This is a genomic window from Modestobacter sp. VKM Ac-2977 (assembly GCF_026968045.1).
Lineage (GTDB): Bacteria > Actinomycetota > Actinomycetes > Mycobacteriales > Geodermatophilaceae > Modestobacter.
Genome location: NZ_JAPVBQ010000002.1, coordinates 108,150 through 126,602 on the forward strand (window position 1 = coordinate 108,150; position 18,453 = coordinate 126,602).

17 protein-coding genes are annotated in these 18,453 nt (G+C 74.9%); 4 read left to right on the top strand and 13 right to left on the bottom strand.

Translation table 11 applies throughout. The annotated features are described in order from the left end of the window. Positions 1 to 21: 21 nt before the first annotated feature. The 8 genes from O2V63_RS08155 to O2V63_RS08190 form a co-directional block, all read right to left on the bottom strand. Positions 22 to 549 carry an FxsA family protein gene (locus O2V63_RS08155; RefSeq protein WP_269167043.1) on the bottom strand — a complete coding sequence of 176 codons (528 nt, stop codon included), beginning with the start codon at positions 547 to 549 and terminating at the stop codon, positions 22 to 24. A gap of 36 nt (positions 550 to 585) precedes the next feature. Next, positions 586 to 1,389 (bottom strand): polyprenol monophosphomannose synthase, encoded by an 804-nt coding sequence (locus tag O2V63_RS08160; protein WP_269167044.1) that lies wholly within the window; start codon positions 1,387 to 1,389, stop codon positions 586 to 588. Beyond that, positions 1,386 to 3,017 (bottom strand): apolipoprotein N-acyltransferase, encoded by a 1,632-nt coding sequence (gene lnt / locus O2V63_RS08165; RefSeq protein WP_269167045.1) that lies wholly within the window; start codon positions 3,015 to 3,017, stop codon positions 1,386 to 1,388. Before lnt ends, O2V63_RS08160 begins: the two co-directional genes overlap by 4 nt. A 509-nt stretch (positions 3,018 to 3,526) precedes the next feature. Further along, positions 3,527 to 3,922: a hotdog fold domain-containing protein gene (locus tag O2V63_RS08170; RefSeq protein ID WP_269167046.1), complete on the bottom strand. Its 396-nt coding sequence runs from the start codon at positions 3,920 to 3,922 to the stop codon at positions 3,527 to 3,529. After that, positions 3,919 to 4,728, bottom strand: a complete 810-nt coding sequence (locus O2V63_RS08175) for an OAM dimerization domain-containing protein (protein ID WP_269167047.1) — start codon at positions 4,726 to 4,728, stop codon at positions 3,919 to 3,921. Before O2V63_RS08175 ends, O2V63_RS08170 begins: the two co-directional genes overlap by 4 nt. Further along, positions 4,721 to 6,298: a lysine 5,6-aminomutase subunit alpha gene (locus O2V63_RS08180; protein WP_269167048.1), complete on the bottom strand. Its 1,578-nt coding sequence runs from the start codon at positions 6,296 to 6,298 to the stop codon at positions 4,721 to 4,723. Before O2V63_RS08180 ends, O2V63_RS08175 begins: the two co-directional genes overlap by 8 nt. Positions 6,299 to 6,338: 40 nt before the next feature. Then, complete coding sequence (locus O2V63_RS08185) at positions 6,339 to 7,844, bottom strand: amidohydrolase (RefSeq protein WP_269167049.1); 1,506 nt, start codon at positions 7,842 to 7,844, stop codon at positions 6,339 to 6,341. Then, positions 7,841 to 8,884: an L-erythro-3,5-diaminohexanoate dehydrogenase gene (locus O2V63_RS08190; RefSeq protein ID WP_269167050.1), complete on the bottom strand. Its 1,044-nt coding sequence runs from the start codon at positions 8,882 to 8,884 to the stop codon at positions 7,841 to 7,843. The genes O2V63_RS08185 and O2V63_RS08190 overlap by 4 nt, the downstream gene beginning before the upstream one ends. A 118-nt stretch (positions 8,885 to 9,002) precedes the next feature. Here O2V63_RS08190 and O2V63_RS08195 point away from each other — a divergent pair, with 118 nt between their 5' ends. The 3 genes from O2V63_RS08195 to O2V63_RS08205 all read left to right on the top strand — a co-directional run bounded on the left by O2V63_RS08195 (position 9,003) and on the right by O2V63_RS08205 (position 12,436). After that, positions 9,003 to 10,370, top strand: a complete 1,368-nt coding sequence (locus O2V63_RS08195) for a KamA family radical SAM protein (protein ID WP_269167051.1) — start codon at positions 9,003 to 9,005, stop codon at positions 10,368 to 10,370. 104 nt (positions 10,371 to 10,474) lie between these two features. Continuing rightward, positions 10,475 to 10,987, top strand: coding sequence for a GNAT family N-acetyltransferase (locus O2V63_RS08200; protein ID WP_269167052.1), 513 nt, complete (start codon positions 10,475 to 10,477; stop codon positions 10,985 to 10,987). A gap of 12 nt (positions 10,988 to 10,999) precedes the next feature. Beyond that, positions 11,000 to 12,436: a lipase maturation factor family protein gene (locus tag O2V63_RS08205; RefSeq protein WP_269167053.1), complete on the top strand. Its 1,437-nt coding sequence runs from the start codon at positions 11,000 to 11,002 to the stop codon at positions 12,434 to 12,436. 3 nt (positions 12,437 to 12,439) lie between these two features. Here O2V63_RS08205 and O2V63_RS08210 read toward each other — a convergent pair whose 3' ends face one another. Together O2V63_RS08210 and O2V63_RS08215 are read right to left on the bottom strand one after the other, a co-directional pair. Then, a complete protein-coding gene (locus tag O2V63_RS08210) occupies positions 12,440 to 13,306 on the bottom strand; it encodes a lysophospholipid acyltransferase family protein (protein ID WP_269167054.1) in 867 nt (288 codons plus the stop codon). Between the two features lie 42 nt (positions 13,307 to 13,348). Then, positions 13,349 to 14,512, bottom strand: a complete 1,164-nt coding sequence (locus O2V63_RS08215; protein WP_269167055.1) for a carboxylate-amine ligase — start codon at positions 14,510 to 14,512, stop codon at positions 13,349 to 13,351. 158 nt (positions 14,513 to 14,670) lie between these two features. Here O2V63_RS08215 and O2V63_RS08220 point away from each other — a divergent pair, with 158 nt between their 5' ends. After that, on the top strand, positions 14,671 to 15,516 hold the full coding sequence (locus O2V63_RS08220) for a hypothetical protein (protein WP_269167056.1): 846 nt from the start codon (positions 14,671 to 14,673) through the stop codon (positions 15,514 to 15,516). Positions 15,517 to 15,553: 37 nt separating this feature from the next. On the opposite strand, the gene O2V63_RS08225 is transcribed toward O2V63_RS08220, so the two are convergent. The 3 genes from O2V63_RS08225 to O2V63_RS08235 form a co-directional block, all read right to left on the bottom strand. Beyond that, positions 15,554 to 16,654, bottom strand: coding sequence for an Rv2578c family radical SAM protein (locus tag O2V63_RS08225; protein WP_269167057.1), 1,101 nt, complete (start codon positions 16,652 to 16,654; stop codon positions 15,554 to 15,556). A 150-nt stretch (positions 16,655 to 16,804) separates the two neighbouring features. After that, positions 16,805 to 17,287, bottom strand: coding sequence for an Lrp/AsnC family transcriptional regulator (locus O2V63_RS08230; RefSeq protein WP_269167058.1), 483 nt, complete (start codon positions 17,285 to 17,287; stop codon positions 16,805 to 16,807). After that, entirely contained in the window at positions 17,262 to 18,407 is a 1,146-nt protein-coding gene (locus O2V63_RS08235; protein WP_269167059.1) for a M24 family metallopeptidase, read from the bottom strand. The genes O2V63_RS08230 and O2V63_RS08235 overlap by 26 nt, the downstream gene beginning before the upstream one ends. Positions 18,408 to 18,453 lie beyond the last annotated feature (46 nt).

Genomic DNA, 18,453 nt, shown 5'->3' on the forward strand with positions numbered 1-18,453 from the left:
CCGTGCCGTGTCCGGGGGCGGTCAGGGGTCCGTGCGCTCCGGGTCGACCTCGCCCTCGATCACGCGGCTGGCCGGCCCGGCCCGGAACGGCTGGTCGGGGCCGGCGACCGGCTCGGTGCGGGTCGAGCGCACGTACACCGGGCCGCGCAGCCGGTCCGGCAGTCGCCGCAGCAGGCCGCGGGTGATCAGCGCGCGGGGCAGGGCGCGGGTGGCCGGCAGCAGGCACAGCAGGCCCAGCAGGTCACCCAGGAAGCCGGGCAGCACCATCAGCAGCCCACCGAGGGCGACCAGGCCGGCGTCGCCCAGGGCCCGGCCGGGCGCCCGGTGCTCCTCGGCGCGCAGCCGCAGTTCCCCCAGGGCCTTGGTGCCCTGCCGGGCCAGCAGCGCCCAGCCCAGCGCGCTGGTGGCCAGGGTGGCGAGGATCGTCCAGCCCAGTCCGATCCAGGAGGCGACCAGGACGTAGACGACGATCTCGGCCAGGGCCCCCAGCCCGATCGCCGTCCGCAGCCCCGACGACCTGCGTCGTGGGGCGGTGTGGCTGGTGGCCATGCGTTCTCCCTCCGCCCGCGGGGCGGTGGGTCCTCCCTACCGGAGGACCCTGGGCCGCCGCCCGTCCCGGGCTCGTGCTGGCACGGGACGGGCCACCCGGCCCGGCAGCCGATCGGCCAGCCGGTCCAGGATGCCCCACCAGGTCACCCGTACCAGTGCTTCTCCAACGATCGAACCGCTCATCTTGCTCCGCCCGGCTGTGCGTTCGCTGAAGGCGATCGGCACCTCGACCACCCGGGCACCGGCCCGGACCGCTCGCCAGGCCCAGTCGACCTGGAAGCAGTAGCCCTGACTGGCGACCGTGTCGAAGGGCAACCGGCGGACGAGCTCCATCCGAGCCGCCCGGAACCCGCCGGTGGCGTCGGCCAGCGGCAGCCGCAGCGCCCACCGGGTGTACAGGTTGCCCAGCCGGGACAGCGCCAGCCGGTGCGGTGGCCAGTCGAGCACCTCTCCCCCGGGCACGTACCGCGATCCCAGCACCAGGTCGGCGTCGGCGAGGGCGGCCAGCAGCGCCGGGAGCCGCTCGGGCGGGTGCGAACCGTCGGCGTCCATCTCGACCACCACGCCATAGCCGTGCTGCTCGGCCCAGCGGAAACCGGCGACGTAGGCCGGGCCCAGTCCCGCCTTGGCGGTGCGGTGCAGCACGTGCACCCGCTCGTCGGCCGCGGCCCGGGCGTCGGCCAGCTCGCCGGTGCCGTCGGGCGAGGCGTCGTCGACGACCAGGGCGTGCGCGGTCGGGACCGCCGCGTGCAGCCGGTCCAGGACCGCCGCCAGGTTCCCGACCTCCTCGTAGGTCGGGACCACCACGAGCACCGGCCCGGGGGCCGCCGGGCCGGTCACCGGCCGCGCTCGGCCCGGCGCCGGGCCAGGGCCGGGAACGCCACCGCCAGGACGGCGCCCACGCCCAGAGCGCTCAGCACCCACTCCGGGGCCGCGCCCAGCCGCTCGGCGACGGTCGAGGAGTCCCGCTGGGCGATCTCCTCGACGAAGGTGTCGGCGGTGAACAGCTCGGAGCGCTGCACGAGGGAGCCGTCCGGGGCGACGACGGCGCTGATCCCGCTGGTCGCCGCGACCACGACCGTGCGGCCGTACTCGACCGCCCGCAGCCGGCTCATCGCCAGCTGCTGCGCGCTCTCGTCGGTGTAGCCGAAGGTCGCGTTGTTGGTCTGCACGACCAGCATCCCGGCGCCGGCGTCGACGACGTCGGAGACCAGTCCGTCGTAGGCGACCTCGAAGCAGATGACGTCGCCGACCCGCGCCCCGCCGACGTCCAGGATGCCGACCTCGGTGCCGTGCACGAAGTCGGTGACCCGGTCGACGAGCGGGCTGAAGAACCGGAAGAACGGCCGGGCCGGCACGTACTCCGCAAGCGGCACGGGGTGCCGCTTGACGTAGGTGTCCCCCGGGCCGGTCACCGGGTCCCAGACGATGGCCGTGTTCGCCACGTACTCCCCCGGCAGCTGCACCACCGCGCCCACCAGGATCGGCGCGTCGATGGCGACCGCCGCGCGGGTGATGACCCGGGCGGCGTCGGCGTTGCTGTACGGGTCGATGTCGGAGCTGTTCTCCGGCCAGATGACCAGGTCGGGCTGCGCGGCCTCACCGCGCTCGACGGCTGCGGCCAGCTCGAGCGTCTGGTTCGCGTGGTTGTCCAGCACCGCCCGCCGCTGGGCGTTGAAGTCCAGCCCGGCCCGCGGCACGTTGCCCTGGATGACCGCCACCGTCCGGTCGGGTCCGCCCGCGGTCAGCGACGACCCCGCCAGCGGCAGCTCCGCCAGCACCCCGACCAGGGGGACGGCGAGCGCACCGACGAGCGCGAGGGCTGCTCCGCGCCGTCCGGCTCGCCGCTCCGCGGTTCCGGGCCGGCGGGTGGCCCGGTGCAGGCCGACCAGGCCGGCGGCCAGCAGCGTGCCGGTCAGCGCGACCGCGAAGCTCACCAGCGGGACACCGCCGTAGGCCGCCAGCGCGGTGAACGGCCCGTCGGCCTGGCTGAAACCGAGCCGTCCCCACGGGAACCCGCCCAGCGGCTGGCGGCCGCGCAGCGCCTCGGCGCCCACCCACAGCGCAGCCGCCCACAACGGCCAGGCGGGCAACCGGGAGGTGGCGGCCAGGGCGCCGCCGAGGAGCGCGAAGTACAGCGCCTCGAACACCGCCAGTGCCAGCCAGGGGAATGCGCCGACGTAGATGCCCGTCCAGGACAGCAGGGGCACCAGGAAGACCAGGCCGAGCACCAGCCCCAGCCACGCCCCGCCGCGCGCCCGTTCGCCGCGGACGGCGAGGGCGAGAGCGGCCGGCCCCAGCACGGCCAGCCCGGACAGGTCGTGCCCGGGGAAGGCGAGGTACAGCGCCAGGCCACCGGCTGCCGCAACGCCGGTGCGCCAGGGCCACCGACGACGGGGGGCCGGGGGCTCCGCCGGGGTGCTCGAGGTGGCTGACTCCACCGTGCCGGTCGCCACCACTGCCGGCACCGCCGCCTTCGCGCTGGCCCGGGTCGGACCCGGGACGCCTGGGACCCGGCGTGCTGCGCGGACCCGGTCGTGGCACGGACGCCACGACCACGTCCAGCATCCCACTCCGGGCGGGGCGACCGCCGCAGCTCTCCCCGCCCGGCGTCCGTCCCGGGGCACCCCGCGCCTTCGGGCCGGGACACCGGCCGCTGGCTGCGGCCGCTGCTCCGTTGTCTGGTGACGCGGGGCCCCGCCGGAGCGGACGTCGGGAGTGGGATGTGCACCCTCGCCGTCCGCGGCTCCCCCTCGGCCTGGCGGGGACACGCAGCCGGCGACGCGAGGTGCGTCACCGGACTGCGTCACCGAGGACGAGCGCGCGACTGTGCCGAGGGGGAAGCACACCCCGGTCTCCCGGGATGGGGCGACCCCGACCCTAGGCACCGAGCGGACGTCGGGGAACCCCTCGCGACCAGTGGTTCGGAGCGTCACCGCAGTGGGACACCGGGTGGCGTCCGGATGTCCCGGCGGGGTCAGGCAGGGCTGCTGGGGACGACGAGCGTCGCCACCGCCTCCACCACCCGCAGCGGTGGGTCGAGCACCTGGGCGGCCGAGGCGCCGCGGGAGGGGTCGGCACGGGCGACCACGTCGGCCCAGCAGCGCAGCTCCCGGCTGCGGCGGCCGATCCGGACCACCTCGCAGGAGGCCTCCAGGACGTCGCCGGCCTGCACCGCGGCGAGGAAGGAGACCGCCGAGTAGCCGGCGAGCAACCCCTCGTCACCGTCGGTGCGGATCGCCACCTCGGTCGCGACGTCGCCGAACAGGCCGAGCGTGTAAGCCCCGTCGACGAGCGAGCCGCCGTAGTGGGCGTGCGCGTACGGCACGTAGCGGCGGTGGGTGACGGTGAGCCCGACCTGGGCGTCGGTCATGACGGTTCCTCCTCGGGGACGAGCGCGTGCACCAGGTAGCTGGCGACCTCGCCGGGCGTCGTCCCCCGGCCGAAGACCTTGTCGACCCCCAGGTCGGCGGCCATCGCCGGGTCGAAGCGGGGGCCGCCGACGACCAGCAGCGGCCGGGACTCCCCCATCGCCTCGCGGAACGCCCCGGCCAGCTCGCGGGTGTTGCGCAGGTGCGCGTCCCGCTGGGTGACCACCTGGGAGACCAGCACGGCGTCGGCCTTCCGGGCCCGGGCCGCGTGCACCAGCTCCGGCACGCTGACCTGGGCGCCGAGGTTGGCCACCTGCAGCTCCCGGTAGTACTCCAGGCCCTTCTCCCCCGCGAAGCCCTTGAGGTTGAGGATCGCGTCGATGCCCACGGTGTGCGCGTCGGTGCCGATGCACGCGCCCAGGACGACGAGGCTGCGCCGGAGCCGGGTCTTCACCGCGGCGTTGACCTCGCCCGGGGACAGCAGCGGGTAGGGGCGCTCCTCGACGTGGACGGCGTCCAGGTCGACCAGGTGCCGCACGCTGCCGTAGACGACGAAGAAGGTGAAGGCGGCGCTGTCGCCCGCCGCCCCACCCCCGGATCCGATGCCGGCGCTGTGCACCACCATCGCCGGCTCGATGCCCATCTTCTGCGCCAGCTGCAGCGCGGCGCCGTCGGCCCTGGGCCCGGGCGGGACGGGCAGCGTGAACGACGTCTGCACCATCCCGTCGCCGGTGGTGTCCCCGTACGGCCGGACGACGCTCGCGCCCTCCGAGGGGCCAAAGTCGCGATTCTGGCCCTTGTCAGGCACGGGACACCTCGCGGGTGAGCAGCTCGGTGGCCGGGTCGAAGTGGTCGGCGGCCTTGCGGACGACGCCGTCGAGGCCCTTGCCGCCGTCCGGGGACCGCTTGGTGATCCCGAAGGTGCCGTCGGCGATCGCCTGGATCAGGCCCTGCGGGTGTGCGGCGATCCGCTCCAGCAGCTCGACCGCCTCGGTCAGCACGGTGTGCGCCCGGCGGTCGATGAAGCCGCCGGGCTGGGGGGCGAAGTCCTCGTGCAGGTTCCCGGCGGCCTCGAGCACGTAGCGGACGTTGCGCAGCGCCAGGTCGCGGTCGCTCAACCAGGGGGTGACCACGGCCTCGGTCATCATCCCGACCAGCAGGATGCCCTGACCGGTCAGCGCCCCGGCCAGGTTGAAGAACCCGTCGAGCAGGTAGCCGCGGAACACGTCGCCGGTCATGTGCTTGGTCGGCGGCATCCACTTCAGCGGCGCGTCCGGGAACAGCCCGCGGGCCAGCAGCGCGTGCGCCAGCTCCAGCCGGAACGACTCGGGGACGGCCGGGTCGATCTCGAAGGCGTGACCCAGGCCCAGCTGCCAGTCCTCGAGGCCGGCCTCGTGCGCCAGCCGCTCGTTCAGCAGCTGGCTGACGGTGACGGTGTGCGCCTCGTCGACGGCGTCGGCGGTGGTGAGGTAGTTGTCCTCGCCGGTGTTGATGATGATCCCGGCGCGGGCGTGCACCATCCGGCTGAACCGCTGGTCGACGAAGGTCCGGTGCGGGTTGATGTCGCGGAAGAGGATCCCGTACATCGCGTCGTTGAGCATCATGTCCAGCCGCTCCAGCCCGGCCAGGACGGCGATCTCCGGCATGCACAGCCCGGAGGCGTAGTTGGTCAGCCGGACGTAGCGGCCGAGCTCGGCGCTGACGTCGTCCAGCGCGGCCCGCATCAGCCGGAAGTTCTCCTGGGTGGCGTACGTGCCGGCGTAGCCGGTGCGGGTGGCGCCCTCGGGCACGTAGTCCAGCAGCGACTGCCCGGTGGAGCGGATGACGGCGATGACGTCGGCCCCCGCGCGGGCGGCGGCCTGGGCCTGCGGGATGTCCTCGTGGATGTCGCCGGTGGCCACGATCAGGTAGATCCACGGACGGCGGGGTGGGTCGCCGTGGGTGGCCACCAGCTCCTCCCGCCGGGCCCGGTTGGCGTCGATCCGGGCGATCCCGGCACCGACGGCGGCGCGGGCGGCCTCCCGGGCCCGGTCGGCGGCGGCACCCTCGGGCACGGTGAACCGGGCGGTGCCGGCGCCGACCTGCTCGGCGAGGTCCTGCAGCGTGCCGCCGGAGCCCAGCGCGTGCCAGACCGGCAGGGCGACGCCGTGCTCCAGACCGACCTGGTCGCGGACCGCGTCCACCACGCGGTTCACCCACGGCACCTCGCCGTCGCCGTCCAGAGGGTCAGTGCCGGTCAACCCGGCCAGCCGCAGCGTGGCCCGTTCCACCGAGACGGTCGTGTAGGTCGCGGCCAGGTCCACCACCGGCGCCGCCGCCCGGGCGGCGAGCTCCCGCGCCCGCGCCACCAGCGCCTGGTCCAGCTGCAGTCGGCTCATCGCACTCCCCCGTGTCGGGTCGGATCCGGGCAGGTGACGGTCAACACGGCTCCCCGGCGACGATCAGCTGGCGGCAGGTGGGGCGGGCGCGGGCGGCGAGGACGGCGGAGAGCGTCAGCTCGGTCGCCCACAGCGCCAGGTCCGCCGGCGCACCGACCGCCAGCGGCCCCTCCGGGTGCTCTGCGCGGATGGCGACCCAGCCGCCGTGCGTCGCCGCGTCGAAGGCGTCGAACGGGCGCATGCCGGAGCCGGGGGTGGTGTGGTCGACCGCGGCGTGCACCCCGCCCCACGGGTCCAGCGGGGTGACTGGGGCGTCGCTGCCGATGGCGACCGCCACCCCGGCGTCGACGAGGTCGGCCAGCGGGTTGCAGCCGGCGGCCCGCTCGGCGCCCAGCCGCTCGGCGTACATGCCGGCCGGCCCGCCCCAGGCTGCGTCGAAGGCGGGCTGGACGCTGGCGACCATCCCCCACCGGTGGAGCTGGTCGATCGCGGCGTCGCCGACCATCTCCACGTGCTCCAGGCGGTGCCGGCAGGCCCGGACGGCGTCCCGGCCCAGCTCCGCGACGACCGCGCCGACCGCGACCAGCACCTGGTCGACGGCGGCGTCCCCGATGCAGTGGAACCCGGCCTGCAGCCCGGCGACGGTGCAGGCGCGGACGTGCTCGACGAGGGCCGCGGTGTCGAAGCGCAGCGCGCCGGTGGTCTCCGGCCGGTCGGCGTAGGGGATGCTCAGCGCCGCGGTGTGCGAGCCGAACGCGCCGTCGCAGAACAGGTCACCGCCGGCGCCGGCCAGCCGGAGCTCCCGGACGACGTCCAGCCCGCCGCGCTCGGACAGCTCGCCCCAGTACCCGACCACCCGCGGCCCGGGCGCCTCGGTGGCCAGCGCGAGCAGGCCGGCCAGGTCCTCGGCGCTGGACACCTCCGGGCCGGCCATCTCGTGCACGCTGCCGATGCCCAGCGCGGCCGCGGCGTCCAGGGTGGCCCGCTGGGCGCTGCGCCGCTGGCCCGGCGGCACCGACCCGTAGGCGGCCTGGCGGGCAGCGTGGTGGGCATCGAGCCGCAGCCGGCCGTCGGGGCTGTACCCGGGCAGCTCGGTGATGCCGGGCACCCGGTCCAGCAGGGCGGTGGAGACCGTGGCCGAGTGCACGTCGACCCGGGCCAGGTAGGCCGGCCGCTCCCCCACCACCGCGTCGAGGTCGTGCCGGGTGAGCCCGCGGCCCTCGGGCCAGGCGGTCTCGTCCCAGCCGGTGCCGAGCACCGTGCCGGTGGGGGCGGCGGTGGTCTGGGCGGTGACGCCGGTCAGCGCGGACCGCAGGCTGTCGGCGCCGTGCAGGTCCAGCCCGGTCAGCGCCAGGCCGGTGGCGGTGGCGTGCACGTGGGCGTCGACGAACGCAGGGGTCAGCAGCGCTCCCCCGCCGTCCAGCACCCGGCCGGCCGTGGGTGCATCGGTTACGGCACCCAGCCAGGCGATCCGCCCGTCGACGACGTGGACGGCACGGCCGGGCCGGTCGCCGACCGTCACGTCCCGGATGAGCAGCCCGCTCACGAGGCGCGGACCCGGGGCTCGATCAGCGACCGCACACCCGGCGAGTGCCGGTAGAGGTCCATCGCCAGGGCTGCGTGCCCCGGCGTGTAGCCGTTGCCCACGAGCATCGTCACGTCCGCCGCCATCCCCTCAGCTCCCAGGGCCGCCGCCGAGAAGGACGTGGCCATGGAGAAGAAGACCACGGTGCCGCCGTCGGCCGTCGCGAGGACCGCCCCGTGCTCGGCGCCGGGGGCGTCGACGCAGACGACGGTGACGTCGACCGGCTGACCGACCGCGGCGGCGACGGCGAGCGGGTCGGTGGCGTCGGCCACGACCACCTCGTCGGCCAGCCGCGCCGCCCGCAGCGCCGTGGCCTCCCGCTCGTCGCGGACCACGCCCACCAGCCGGCCCGCACGGGCGTCCCGGGCGGCGGCCAGGCTCAGACAGCCGGACTTGCCGGCCGCGCCAAGGACGGCGACCGAGGGCCGGTGACCCGAGCGGTGCACGACCCGCTCGGTGGCCGCCGGGGCGCCGCAGACGTCGAGCACCGCCAGCGCCACCTCCTGGGGCAGGTCGTCGGGGAGGACGGCGGCGATCGAGCGGGCGAACAGGATCGCCGTCCCGGCCGTGGGCACCTGCTCGCTGCGGCCGTCCCACTGCGCCAGGCCGTCGGTGAGCCGCAGCGGGGTGAGGGTGAGGGAGACGAGGGTGGCCACCTGCTGACCGGGTTCCAGGCCGAGCGGGGAGTCGTCGCCCACCTCGTCGACGACGCCGATGAGCATCCCGCCCGAGCCGGTGACCGGGTTGTGCATCTTGCCCCGGCTCCCGACGATCCCGAGCACGGCGGCGCGCACCCGGTCGCCGTCCCCGTCGTGCTCCTCGGCCAGCTGCCGGTAGGAGGCGGCGTCGAGGTTGAGCCGCTGCACGGCGATGCGGACCTCGTCCGGGCCGATCCGCGGGTCGGCGTCCAGCCGGTGGGCTGCCTGGGGCAGCACGCCGGCCGGTTCGAGCACCCGGTGCACGCCGAGGCTGCGGTGCAGTGCGTTCATCGCCACCGTCATCCCTTCGTCGTTTCCGGTTCGATACCGGAGAACCTATCGCCATGTGCCCCTGATGCCGCACTTCTTCCCGTAGGGTCGCGGTGTCGGAGTCGAAGACGTCGCGCGGACAGGAGTTCCGGTGCTGGAGCAGCCCTACGAGTACACCGCCCGTGAGCTCGTCGAGCCCGACTGGCGGCGGTTGCCCGGCTTCGCCGGGGTCACCGACGAGGACTGGCGCAGCGCCCAGTGGCAGCGCGCGCACTGCGTGAAGAACGTGCGTCAGCTGCGCGGCGTGTACGGCGACCTGCTGGACGAGTCGTTCTACGCCGACGTCGAGGCCGACCAGGCCGGGCGGGCGACGATGTCGCTGCTGCTGCCGCCGCAGATGCTCAACACGATGGTGCCCGCGGCGCTGCCCTCGACCGCCGCGATGCTCGCCGACCCGGTGCGCCGCTACATGCTCCCGGTCGCCTCCGACCGGCTGCCCGGCGACGAGGCGAGCCACCCCCACGCGGCCCGCGACTCGCTGCACGAGCACGAGATGTGGGCCGTCGAGGGCCTCACCCACCGCTACCCGACCAAGGTGCTGGCCGAGCTGCTGTCCACCTGCCCGCAGTACTGCGGGCACTGCACCCGGATGGACCTGGTCGGCAACTCCACCCCGGCGGTGGACAAGCTCCGGTTCGACCTGAAGCCGGTCGACCGGCAGGCCGAGATGCTCGCCTACCTGCGCCGCACCCCGGGCGTCCGGGACGTCGTCGTCTCCGGTGGCGACGTGGCCAACCTGCCGTTCAAGAACCTGGCCGCGTTCGTCGAGGGACTGCTGGAGATCGACTCGATCCGCGACGTCCGGCTCGCCTCCAAGGCGCTGATGGGCCTCCCCCAGCACTGGCTGCAGCCGGAGGTCGTCGACGGGATGGGCCGGCTGGCGGCCCTCGCGCGGGCACGCGGCGTCGCGCTGGCGGTGCACACCCACGTCAACGCCGCCCAGTCGGTGACCCCGCTGGTCGCCGAGGCCACCCGGGCACTGCTGGCGGCCGGGGTGCGCGACGTGCGCAACCAGGGCGTGCTGCTGGCCGGCGTGAACGCCACCGCCGGGCAGCTGCTGGACCTGTGCTTCGCGCTGCTCGACGGCGCCTCGATCACGCCCTACTACTTCTACATGTGCGACATGATCCCCAGCGCCGAGCACTGGCGGGTCTCGCTGGGCACGGCGCAAACGCTGCAGCACGACGTCATGGGCTACCTGCCGGGCTTCGCGACGCCGAGGATCGTGTGCGACGTGCCCTACGTCGGCAAGCGCTGGGTGCACCAGGTCGCCGAGTACGACCGCGAGCGCGGCATCTCCTACTGGACGAAGAACTACCGCACCGGCATCGAGCGCGCCGACGCCGACGCCCTCGACCGCCGCCACGCCTACTACGACCCGATCGCCGGCCTGCCCGCCGAGGGGCGCGCCTGGTGGGCCGCTCAGCGCGACCGTCAGCTCACCCCCACCGGCTGCTGAAGGACCCCGCTGCCCCCCCAACCACCCGCAGGCTCGTGTCGGGTCCCTGCAGCGGGGCCGTAGGCGGGGTTTTCGACCGGGCGGACGGCGGTAGGCACGGTTGGGTGGAACTGCTGTGCACCGACCGGCTGCGGCTGCGGGCCTGGACGACGGACGACGCCGACCTCGCCCGCCTCGCCGACCTGTACAGCCGGGACGAGGTGACCCGCTGGCTGGGCGGTGCACCCACGGTGTCGCCCGCCGAGCTGGTCGAGCGCTGGCGGCTGGTGCACCAGCTGGACCCGGCGCACGGGTGCTGGGCGATCGAGCCGCGCAGCGGGGGCCCACCGGCGGGCACGGTGCTGCTCAAGCCCCTCCCCCAGGGCGTCGGTGAGGTCGAGGTCGGCTGGCACCTGCACCCGGACAGCTGGCGGCTCGGCTACGCCACCGAGGCGGCCCGGGCGGTCGTCGACCGCGCGTTCGAGGACGGGCTGCTGGAGGTCTACGCCGTCGTCCGGCCGGGCAACCAGGCCTCGCTGCGGGTCTGTCAGAAGCTGGGCATGCAGCCGCTGGGCCGCACCACCCGCTGGTACGGCACCGAGCTGGAGGCCTTCCGGCTCGAGGCACCACCGGACTGAGCGGAGGGCGCCGTGGAGTGGTTCGCCGACCCGGGCGCCTGGTGGGGCCGTTGGCTCTTCACCCGGGGCCTCGCGCTGGTCTACCTGATCGCGTTCGTCGCCGCGCTGCGCCAGGGGCGGGCGCTGCTCGGCACCCACGGCCTGACCCCGGTCCCCCGGTACCTGGAGCGGACCTCCTGGAAGCGCGCGCCCAGCCTGTTCCACCTGCACTGGTCCGACCGGTTCTTCGCCGGCTGCTGCTGGACCGGCATCGCGCTCTCCGTCGCCGCCCTCGGTGGGCTGGCCGACCGACTGCCGCTGGCCGGCTGGATGGCGCTGTGGGCGGTGCTCTGGGCGCTCTACCTGTCGATCGTGGACGTCGGGCAGATCTGGTACGGCTTCGGCTGGGAGTCGCTGCTGCTGGAGGCCGGGTTCCTCGCCGTCTTCCTCGGCCCGGCGCACGTCGCACCACCCGTGCTGGGCATGTGGCTGCTGCGCTGGCTGCTCTTCCGGCTGGAGCTCGGCGCCGGGTTGATCAAGATGCGCGGTGACCGTTGCTGGCGGGAGCTGACCTGCCTGGACTGGCACCACGAGACCCAGCCGATGCCGAACCCGCTGAGCTGGTGGTTCCACCGGCTCAGCCCGCGGCTGCACCGGGTGGAGACGTTGGCCAACCACGTCACCCAGCTGGTCGTCGTGTTCGGGCTGCTGGCACCGCAGCCGATCGCCGGGGTGGCGGCGCTGGTCATCGTGGTCACCCAGGGGTACCTGCTGATCAGCGGCAACTTCGCCTGGCTCAACGCGCTGACCCTGGTGCTGGCCCTGTCGGTGGTCGACGGGCGCTGGCTGGCCGCCGTCCTGCCCGTCGACCGCCCCGACGAGCTCTCCTCCCCCACCTGGTTCGTCGGCGTGGGGATCGGGCTGGCGGTGCTGGTCGCCGTGCTCAGCGTGGCGCCGGTGCGGAACATGCTGTCCCCGGGGCAGCGGATGAACACCAGCTTCGACCCGCTGCGGCTGGTGAACAGCTACGGCGCCTTCGGCTCGGTGACCAAGGTGCGCCGGGAGCTGGTGGTCGAGGCCACCGACGGCACCGGGCCGGACGCCGTGTGGCGGGAGTACGAGTTCCGCGGCAAGCCCGGCGACGTCCACCGCCGTCCGCCCCAGTGGGCGCCCTACCACCTGCGGCTGGACTGGCTGATGTGGTTCGTGGCCCTCTCCCCCGCCTACGGCCGGGCCTGGCTGCTGCCCTTCCTCGGCAAGCTGCTGGACGCCGACCCGGCCACCCTGCGGCTGCTGCGCTCGGCACCGTTCGGCACCGACCGCCCCGCCGCGGTGCGGGTGCTCGTCTACCGCTATCGGTTCACCACCCGCCAGGAAAGACGGGAGACCGGGGCCTGGTGGCACCGCAGCTACGAACGGGAGATGGTCGCCCCGCTCACCGCCGACGACGTCGGCGCGCGGGTGCGCTGAGGCTCAGCGGCGGACGCGACCCAGCAGCGCCTTGGCCCGGGCCAGCGGGTGCGGGGCCTTGACCCGCGTCCGGTTGCCGGCGGCGTAGTCGGCGTCGTTGATCGCGGCCACCTCCGGGGTCGGGGCGCTGCCGCCCAGGTGGGCCGGCTGCCACCAGCGGTCGCCGTCCCCGGCCGGCTGGTCCGGGTAGGTGCGCTGCGCCTCGTCCAGCAGCTCCACCATCGCCGCCTTGGTGCGGCGGAGCAGGGCCTGCGGCTTCTCCCCCGGCTCGGGGACGATCGGCTCGCCGATGATCACCGTCACCGGGACGTCCCGGCGCAGCACCACCTTGTGTGCCTTGGTGGCGATGCGCTGCCCGCCCCAGACTGCAGCGGGGAGGATCGGTACCCCGGCCTGGACCGCCATCCGGGCCGCCCCGGCCTTGACCTCCTTGACGGTGAACGAGGTGCTGATCGTCGCCTCGGGGAAGATCCCGACGAGGTGGCCGTCCTCCAGCGCCCGGACGGCGGCGTCGAACGCCGAGGCGCCGGCCTTGCGGTCGACCGGGATGTGCTGCATGGCGCGCATGAAGGGCCCGGCGAACCAGTGCCCGAAGATCGCGGCCTTCGCCATGAACCGCACCAGCCGGTGCTGCGGCAGCGCGGCCAGGCCCAGATAGGTGAAGTCCAGGTAGGAGACGTGGTTGCTGCAGATGACCGCGCCACCCGTGGCCGGGACGTGCTCGGCTCCGCGGATGTCGAAGCGGAAGCGGAACAGCCGGAAGACGACCAGCACGAGCCGGATCACCGACCGGTAGGGGCGGTCCCGAGGGTCCGGCTTCGGCCCGAACAGGTCTCGGCGGACGACGTCGCCCCAGCTGGCCGTGTGCATGGGCGGACCCTAACCAACCCGGTCGCGCGCGGCGTTCCGGCCTCAGCTGCCGTGGGTGGCGGCGACCGCGGCCCGGACGACGGCGGCCGGGTCGCTGGTCTCGTCGAAGACCGCGCGCTGCAGGGTCGCCCCGGTGCCGCGGCGCAGGACGTCGGCGACGCCGGCCTCGACGCGTTCGGCGTCCCCGCTGTCGCCGAGGGCAGCGCGCACGTGCTCGACCAGGGCGGTGACCACCTCGGCGGCCGGGGCCGGCTGGCCGGTCCGCGGGTCGACGAGGTCCCCGGTCAGGCCGGAGCGTCCGGCCCGCCAGCCGGCGACGCGGAGCACCTCGGTCCGCACCTCCGGCGCCGGGACGCCGGCCCGCCACTCCCGGGCCGCGGTCTCGACCAGGCCGCGCACCAGCCCGGCCAGCAGGACGGCGTCCTCCACCCGCAGCGCGACGTCGGACACCCGCACCTCCACCGTCGGCCAGGTGGCCGAGAGGCGGGCGTCGAAGTAGACCATCCCCTCGTCGAGCACCGTCTCGGTCGCGACCAGCTCGGCGATCAGCCGGTGGTACCGGGCCGGGGTGCCGAACACGGCGTTCGGGCCGGCGGAGGGCCACCGGTTCCAGACCTGGGAGCGGAAGCTGGCGTAGCCGGTGTCCCGCCCGGACCAGAACGGCGAGTTGGTGGTCAGCGCGGTCAGCACCGGCAGCCACACCCGGATGCGGTCGAGGACGGCGACCCCCTCCTCGTCGCCGTCGACGGAGACGTGCACGTGGCAGCCGCAGGTGAGCACCTCGGCGGCGGTGAGGCCGAAGACCTCGACCATCTGCGCGTACCGCTCCCCCGGCGTCGTCTCCGGTTCCACGGCCACCGGCGAGCTCGCCAGGGCCGCCACCCGGGCGCCCACGGTCGCGGCGGCCGCATCGGCCCGGGAACGCCAGTGCCGCAGCTCCGCGCTCACCTCGTCGAGCTCCCGGCAGACCCGGGTGCCCAGCTCGATCTGCTGCTCCTTCAGCTCGGGCACCAGGCGTGGGCCGGCCGGGGCCCCGGCGGCGTCGGTGTCGGGCGCCGCATCGGACTGCTGCGCCCGGTCGTGCTCTCCGACCGTCTCCCCCTCACCGCGGCGGGCGGCCACCTCCAGGGCCTCCGGGGCCAGCGGCACCGGCACCCCCGCCGGGTCGACGACCAACAGTTCTTCCTCGACTCCGACGGTGCGCACCGACCCATGATCACGGGCATCCCGGTCGTCGTGCTCGCTGAGCCCGGTCCTGGAGGTGGTCGTTGTTGCGTGGCGCCCGGAGGGCGCCTGGTCTGTCTTCGGCAGGTGACGACAATGATGTGTCGCGACGTTGTTGGGGATAACGGTAGTGTGCCGTCATGCCAGGTGCATGGCAGCCGCCGCTGCCCGACATGCCTGCCCCTCCGCCGGCCCGCGCCTGGGCCCGGCTGCCGGTGCCGCCGGGGTACGAGCCGCAGTGGCGGCGACTGGTCGAGGCGGCCCTCGAGCAGGGGCTCGGACCGGATGCGCTCGCCGAGACCGGCCTGGAGCCGCTGGTCGCCGCGCGCGACTGGAAGCCGGCCACCGTCGCCCTCTACAGCAAGGTCGCTCGCTACGGCGGGGTCGGGGTGCCGCGGGCCACCACCCCCGAGCCCGACCCGGTCACCCTCGACCTGCGGGAGCTGACCCGGGTGCGCAGCGAGGCGCCGGAGCACCTGCGCTCGGTCGCGTGGTGTGCGCTCGCGCTGGGCTGGCCGGCGACGGTGGGGCAGTTCCGGGGGTTGCGCCGGGACCAGGTGCAGGTGACCGGACGTCGTCTCGTCGTGGCCACCGAGGACGGCGAGTGGTCGGTGCCCGGTGCGCTGACCGCCTGGCACGCCTGGGAGGAGGTCCGCAGCCGGTTCCCCGGCCTGGCGGCGAGCCCGTGGGTGCTGCCGGCGCTGCGGCGGGGCCCGGGCCCGAACTCGCACGTCGGTGGGCAGCTGTCCACGCAGGCGCTGCAGGTGACCTTCGCGAAGCACGCCGTGCGTACCGCGACGGCCATGCGGGCCACCGCGTCGCCGAGTCGTCGTGAGCAGGTCGAGGAGCTGGCGGCGGACTACCTGACGCTCTCCTACGACTCCTACCGTCGGCTGGCGCTGGCCGGTGGTGCGCCGCCGGTGGGCCCCCGCGGCGCCGTGCGGGCGCTGCGCACCGTGGGCCGTCGCGCCCGGCTGGCGGGCTGATCCCGGCTCCCCTCCCCCGTCCAGCCCGACGCCGGGTTCAGCACAGCGACAACTGCTCGGGCGCCTCGTCGATCGACGCGGGCTCCGGCCGTCGGGTGGGCAGGCTGCCGGCCGGGAAGCCCACCGACTCGTCGCCGGGCAGGCCGAGGCTGCTGCCGGCGTCGACGCCGCGCGCCACCCCTCCGCTCTGCCGGTCCAGGCCGTACCGGGCCAGCACCGGGGCCACCCGGCCGGCGAGCCAGCTGCGGTACTCGGCCGGCACGTAGGCGCCGCGCCCGTAGAGCTGGCGGTACCGGCCGACCAGGCCGGGGTGCTCCCGGGACAGCCAGGCGGTGAACCACTCCCGGGCGCCCGGGCGCAGGTGCAGCGGCAGCACGGTGACCCCGGTGGCCCCGGCCGCGGCGATGGCGCCGATCGCCGCCTCCAGGTGCTCCATCCGGTCGGTGAGGCCGGGCAGCACCGGGGCCAGGAAGACCCCGCAGGGCAGTCCGGCGTCGGTGATCGCCCGCACCAGGTCCAGCCGCGCCCGGGGCGTGGGGACGCCGGGCTCCAGGGCGGCGTGCAGGTCGTCGTCCCAGATGGCCATGGACACCCCCATCCCCACCGGGACGTCGCGGGACGCGGCGGCCAGCCGGGGGACGTCGCGCCGGGCCAGCGTGCCCTTGGTCAGCACCGAGAACGGGGTGCCGGACCGGGCCAGGGCGTCGATGACCCCGGGCATCAGCCGGTAGCGGCCCTCGGCCCGCTGGTACGGGTCGGTGTTGGTGCCCAGCGCAACGTGCTCCCGCTGCCAGGACGGGCGGGCCAGCTCCCGCCGCAGCACGTCGACGAGGTTGGTCTTGACCACGATCTGCTGGTCGAAGTCGGCCCCGCTGTCCAGCTCCAGCCATTCGTGCGTCCCGCGGGAGTAGCAGTAGACACACGCATGGGAGCAGCCCCGATAGGGGTTGATCGTGTGGCCGAACGGCATCGCCGAGCCCTTGGGCACCGCGTTCAGCGCGCTCTTGGCCCGCACCTCGTGGAAGGTCAGGCCGGGGAACTCCGGCACCTGCACACTGCGCAACAGACCACGCACGTCGGGCAGCCCGGGCAGCGTGCTCGGTTCGTCGAAGTCCAGCCGCTGGGCATCCCACCGCATGTGCGCATTCGAACATGCGTTCGGTCAACCGTCCACCGGCCCCCTCGTAGGGGCCCGCCGCGAGCCTGCGAGGGGCGGGGTCAGGCCCTGCTGTAGGGGCCCGCGCTGAGCCTGCGAAGCGTGGGGGGCAGCAGGGTCCTTCACCCTTCGTCAGACCGGTGGGCGGTCCTCGTAGAAGGTGGAGAGCACGACGGTGGTCCGGGTGGTGACGTTGGCCGCCGACCGGATCTCGTGCAGCAACGCCTCCAGCGCGTCGGGCGAGGCCACCCGCACCTTGAGGATGTAGCTCTCCACCCCGGCCACCGAGTGGCAGGCCTCGATGGCCGACAGGTGCGCCAGCCGGGCCGGCGCGTCATCGGGCTGGGCGGCCTCGATCGGGGTGATGGACACGAAGGCGGTCAGCGGCAGCCCGAGCGCCTTGGCGTCCAGCTGCGCCGCGTAGCCGGTGATCAGGCCGCGCTGTTCCAGCCGGCGGACCCGCTGGTGCACCGCGGACACCGACAGCCCGACCCGGTCGGCCAGGTCGGTGAAGCTCGCCCGCCCGTCCCGGGCCAGGGCGCTGAGCAACTCGCGGTCGACGTCCTGGGCGGCCGGCGACCCGCCCGGCTCAGCCGCGGAGTTCGACGAGCTCACGGGGACCGTTGTTCAGGTTGCGGACGCCGTCGTCGGTGCAGACGACGATGTCCTCGATCCGGGCGCCGTAGCGACCGGGCAGGTAGATGCCGGGCTCGACCGAGAAGGCCATCCCCGGCTCCAGCGGCAGGTCGTGGCCGGCGACGATGTACGGCGCCTCGTGGGTGTCCAGCCCGATGCCGTGCCCGGTGCGGTGGATGAAGTGCTCACCGAAGCCGGCCTTGGTGATGACGTCGCGGGCGACGGCGTCGATCTGCGCGCAGGTGACCCCGGGGCGCACCGCGGCGACGGCGGCCGCCTGGGCCCGCTGGAGGACGGCGTACCAGTCGAGCAGGCCGCGGGCGGCGTGCCCGCCCACCAGGTAGGTGCGGGTGCAGTCGGACCGGTAGCCGGTCGCCGTCTCCCCGCCGATGTCCACCACGACCATGTCCCCGGCCTCCACCACCCGGTCGGAGACCTCGTGGTGCGGGCTGGCGCCGTTGGGGCCCGAACCGATGATCGTGAAGTCGACGCCGACGTGGCCCTCGGCGAGGATCGCCGCCGCGACGTCCGCGCCGACCTCGGCCTCGGTGCGGCCGACCCGCAGCCACTCCCCCATCCGGGCGTGCACCCGGTCGATGGCCGCACCGGCGATGGCCAGTTCCTCGACCTCGGCCGGCGTCTTCACCATCCGCAGCCGGTCGATGACCGGGCTGGCCAGCTCCAGCGCTGAACCCGGCAGCGCCCGCTGGATGCCCAGCGCGTGCTCGGCCCAGGTGCGGGACCCGACTGCCACCCGGACCGGTGCGCTGCCCAGCCGGGCGGTGACCGCCTCGGCCAGCCGGGCGAAGGAGTCGTCGGTCTCGTCCCAGGCCAGCACCTCCAGGCCCAACGAGCCCGCCGGGGAGGCCTCGACCATCGGCGCCTCCAGCCGCGGCACCACCAGCAGCGGCTCGCCCCGGCGGGGCACGGCCAGCGCGGTCAGCCGCTCCATGGCGTGCGCGTCGTAGCCGCACAGGTAACGCAGGTCGGAGCCGGGCGTGACGACGACGACGTCGATGTCGAGCTCGTCGGCGAGAGCGCGGGCGGCGTGCACCCGGTCGATGGACACCAGCGGGGAGGAGGGAGAGACGGCGACCACGTCCGCAGACTAACCAGCGGGAGCGACAGCCCCGGCCGTCGTCATC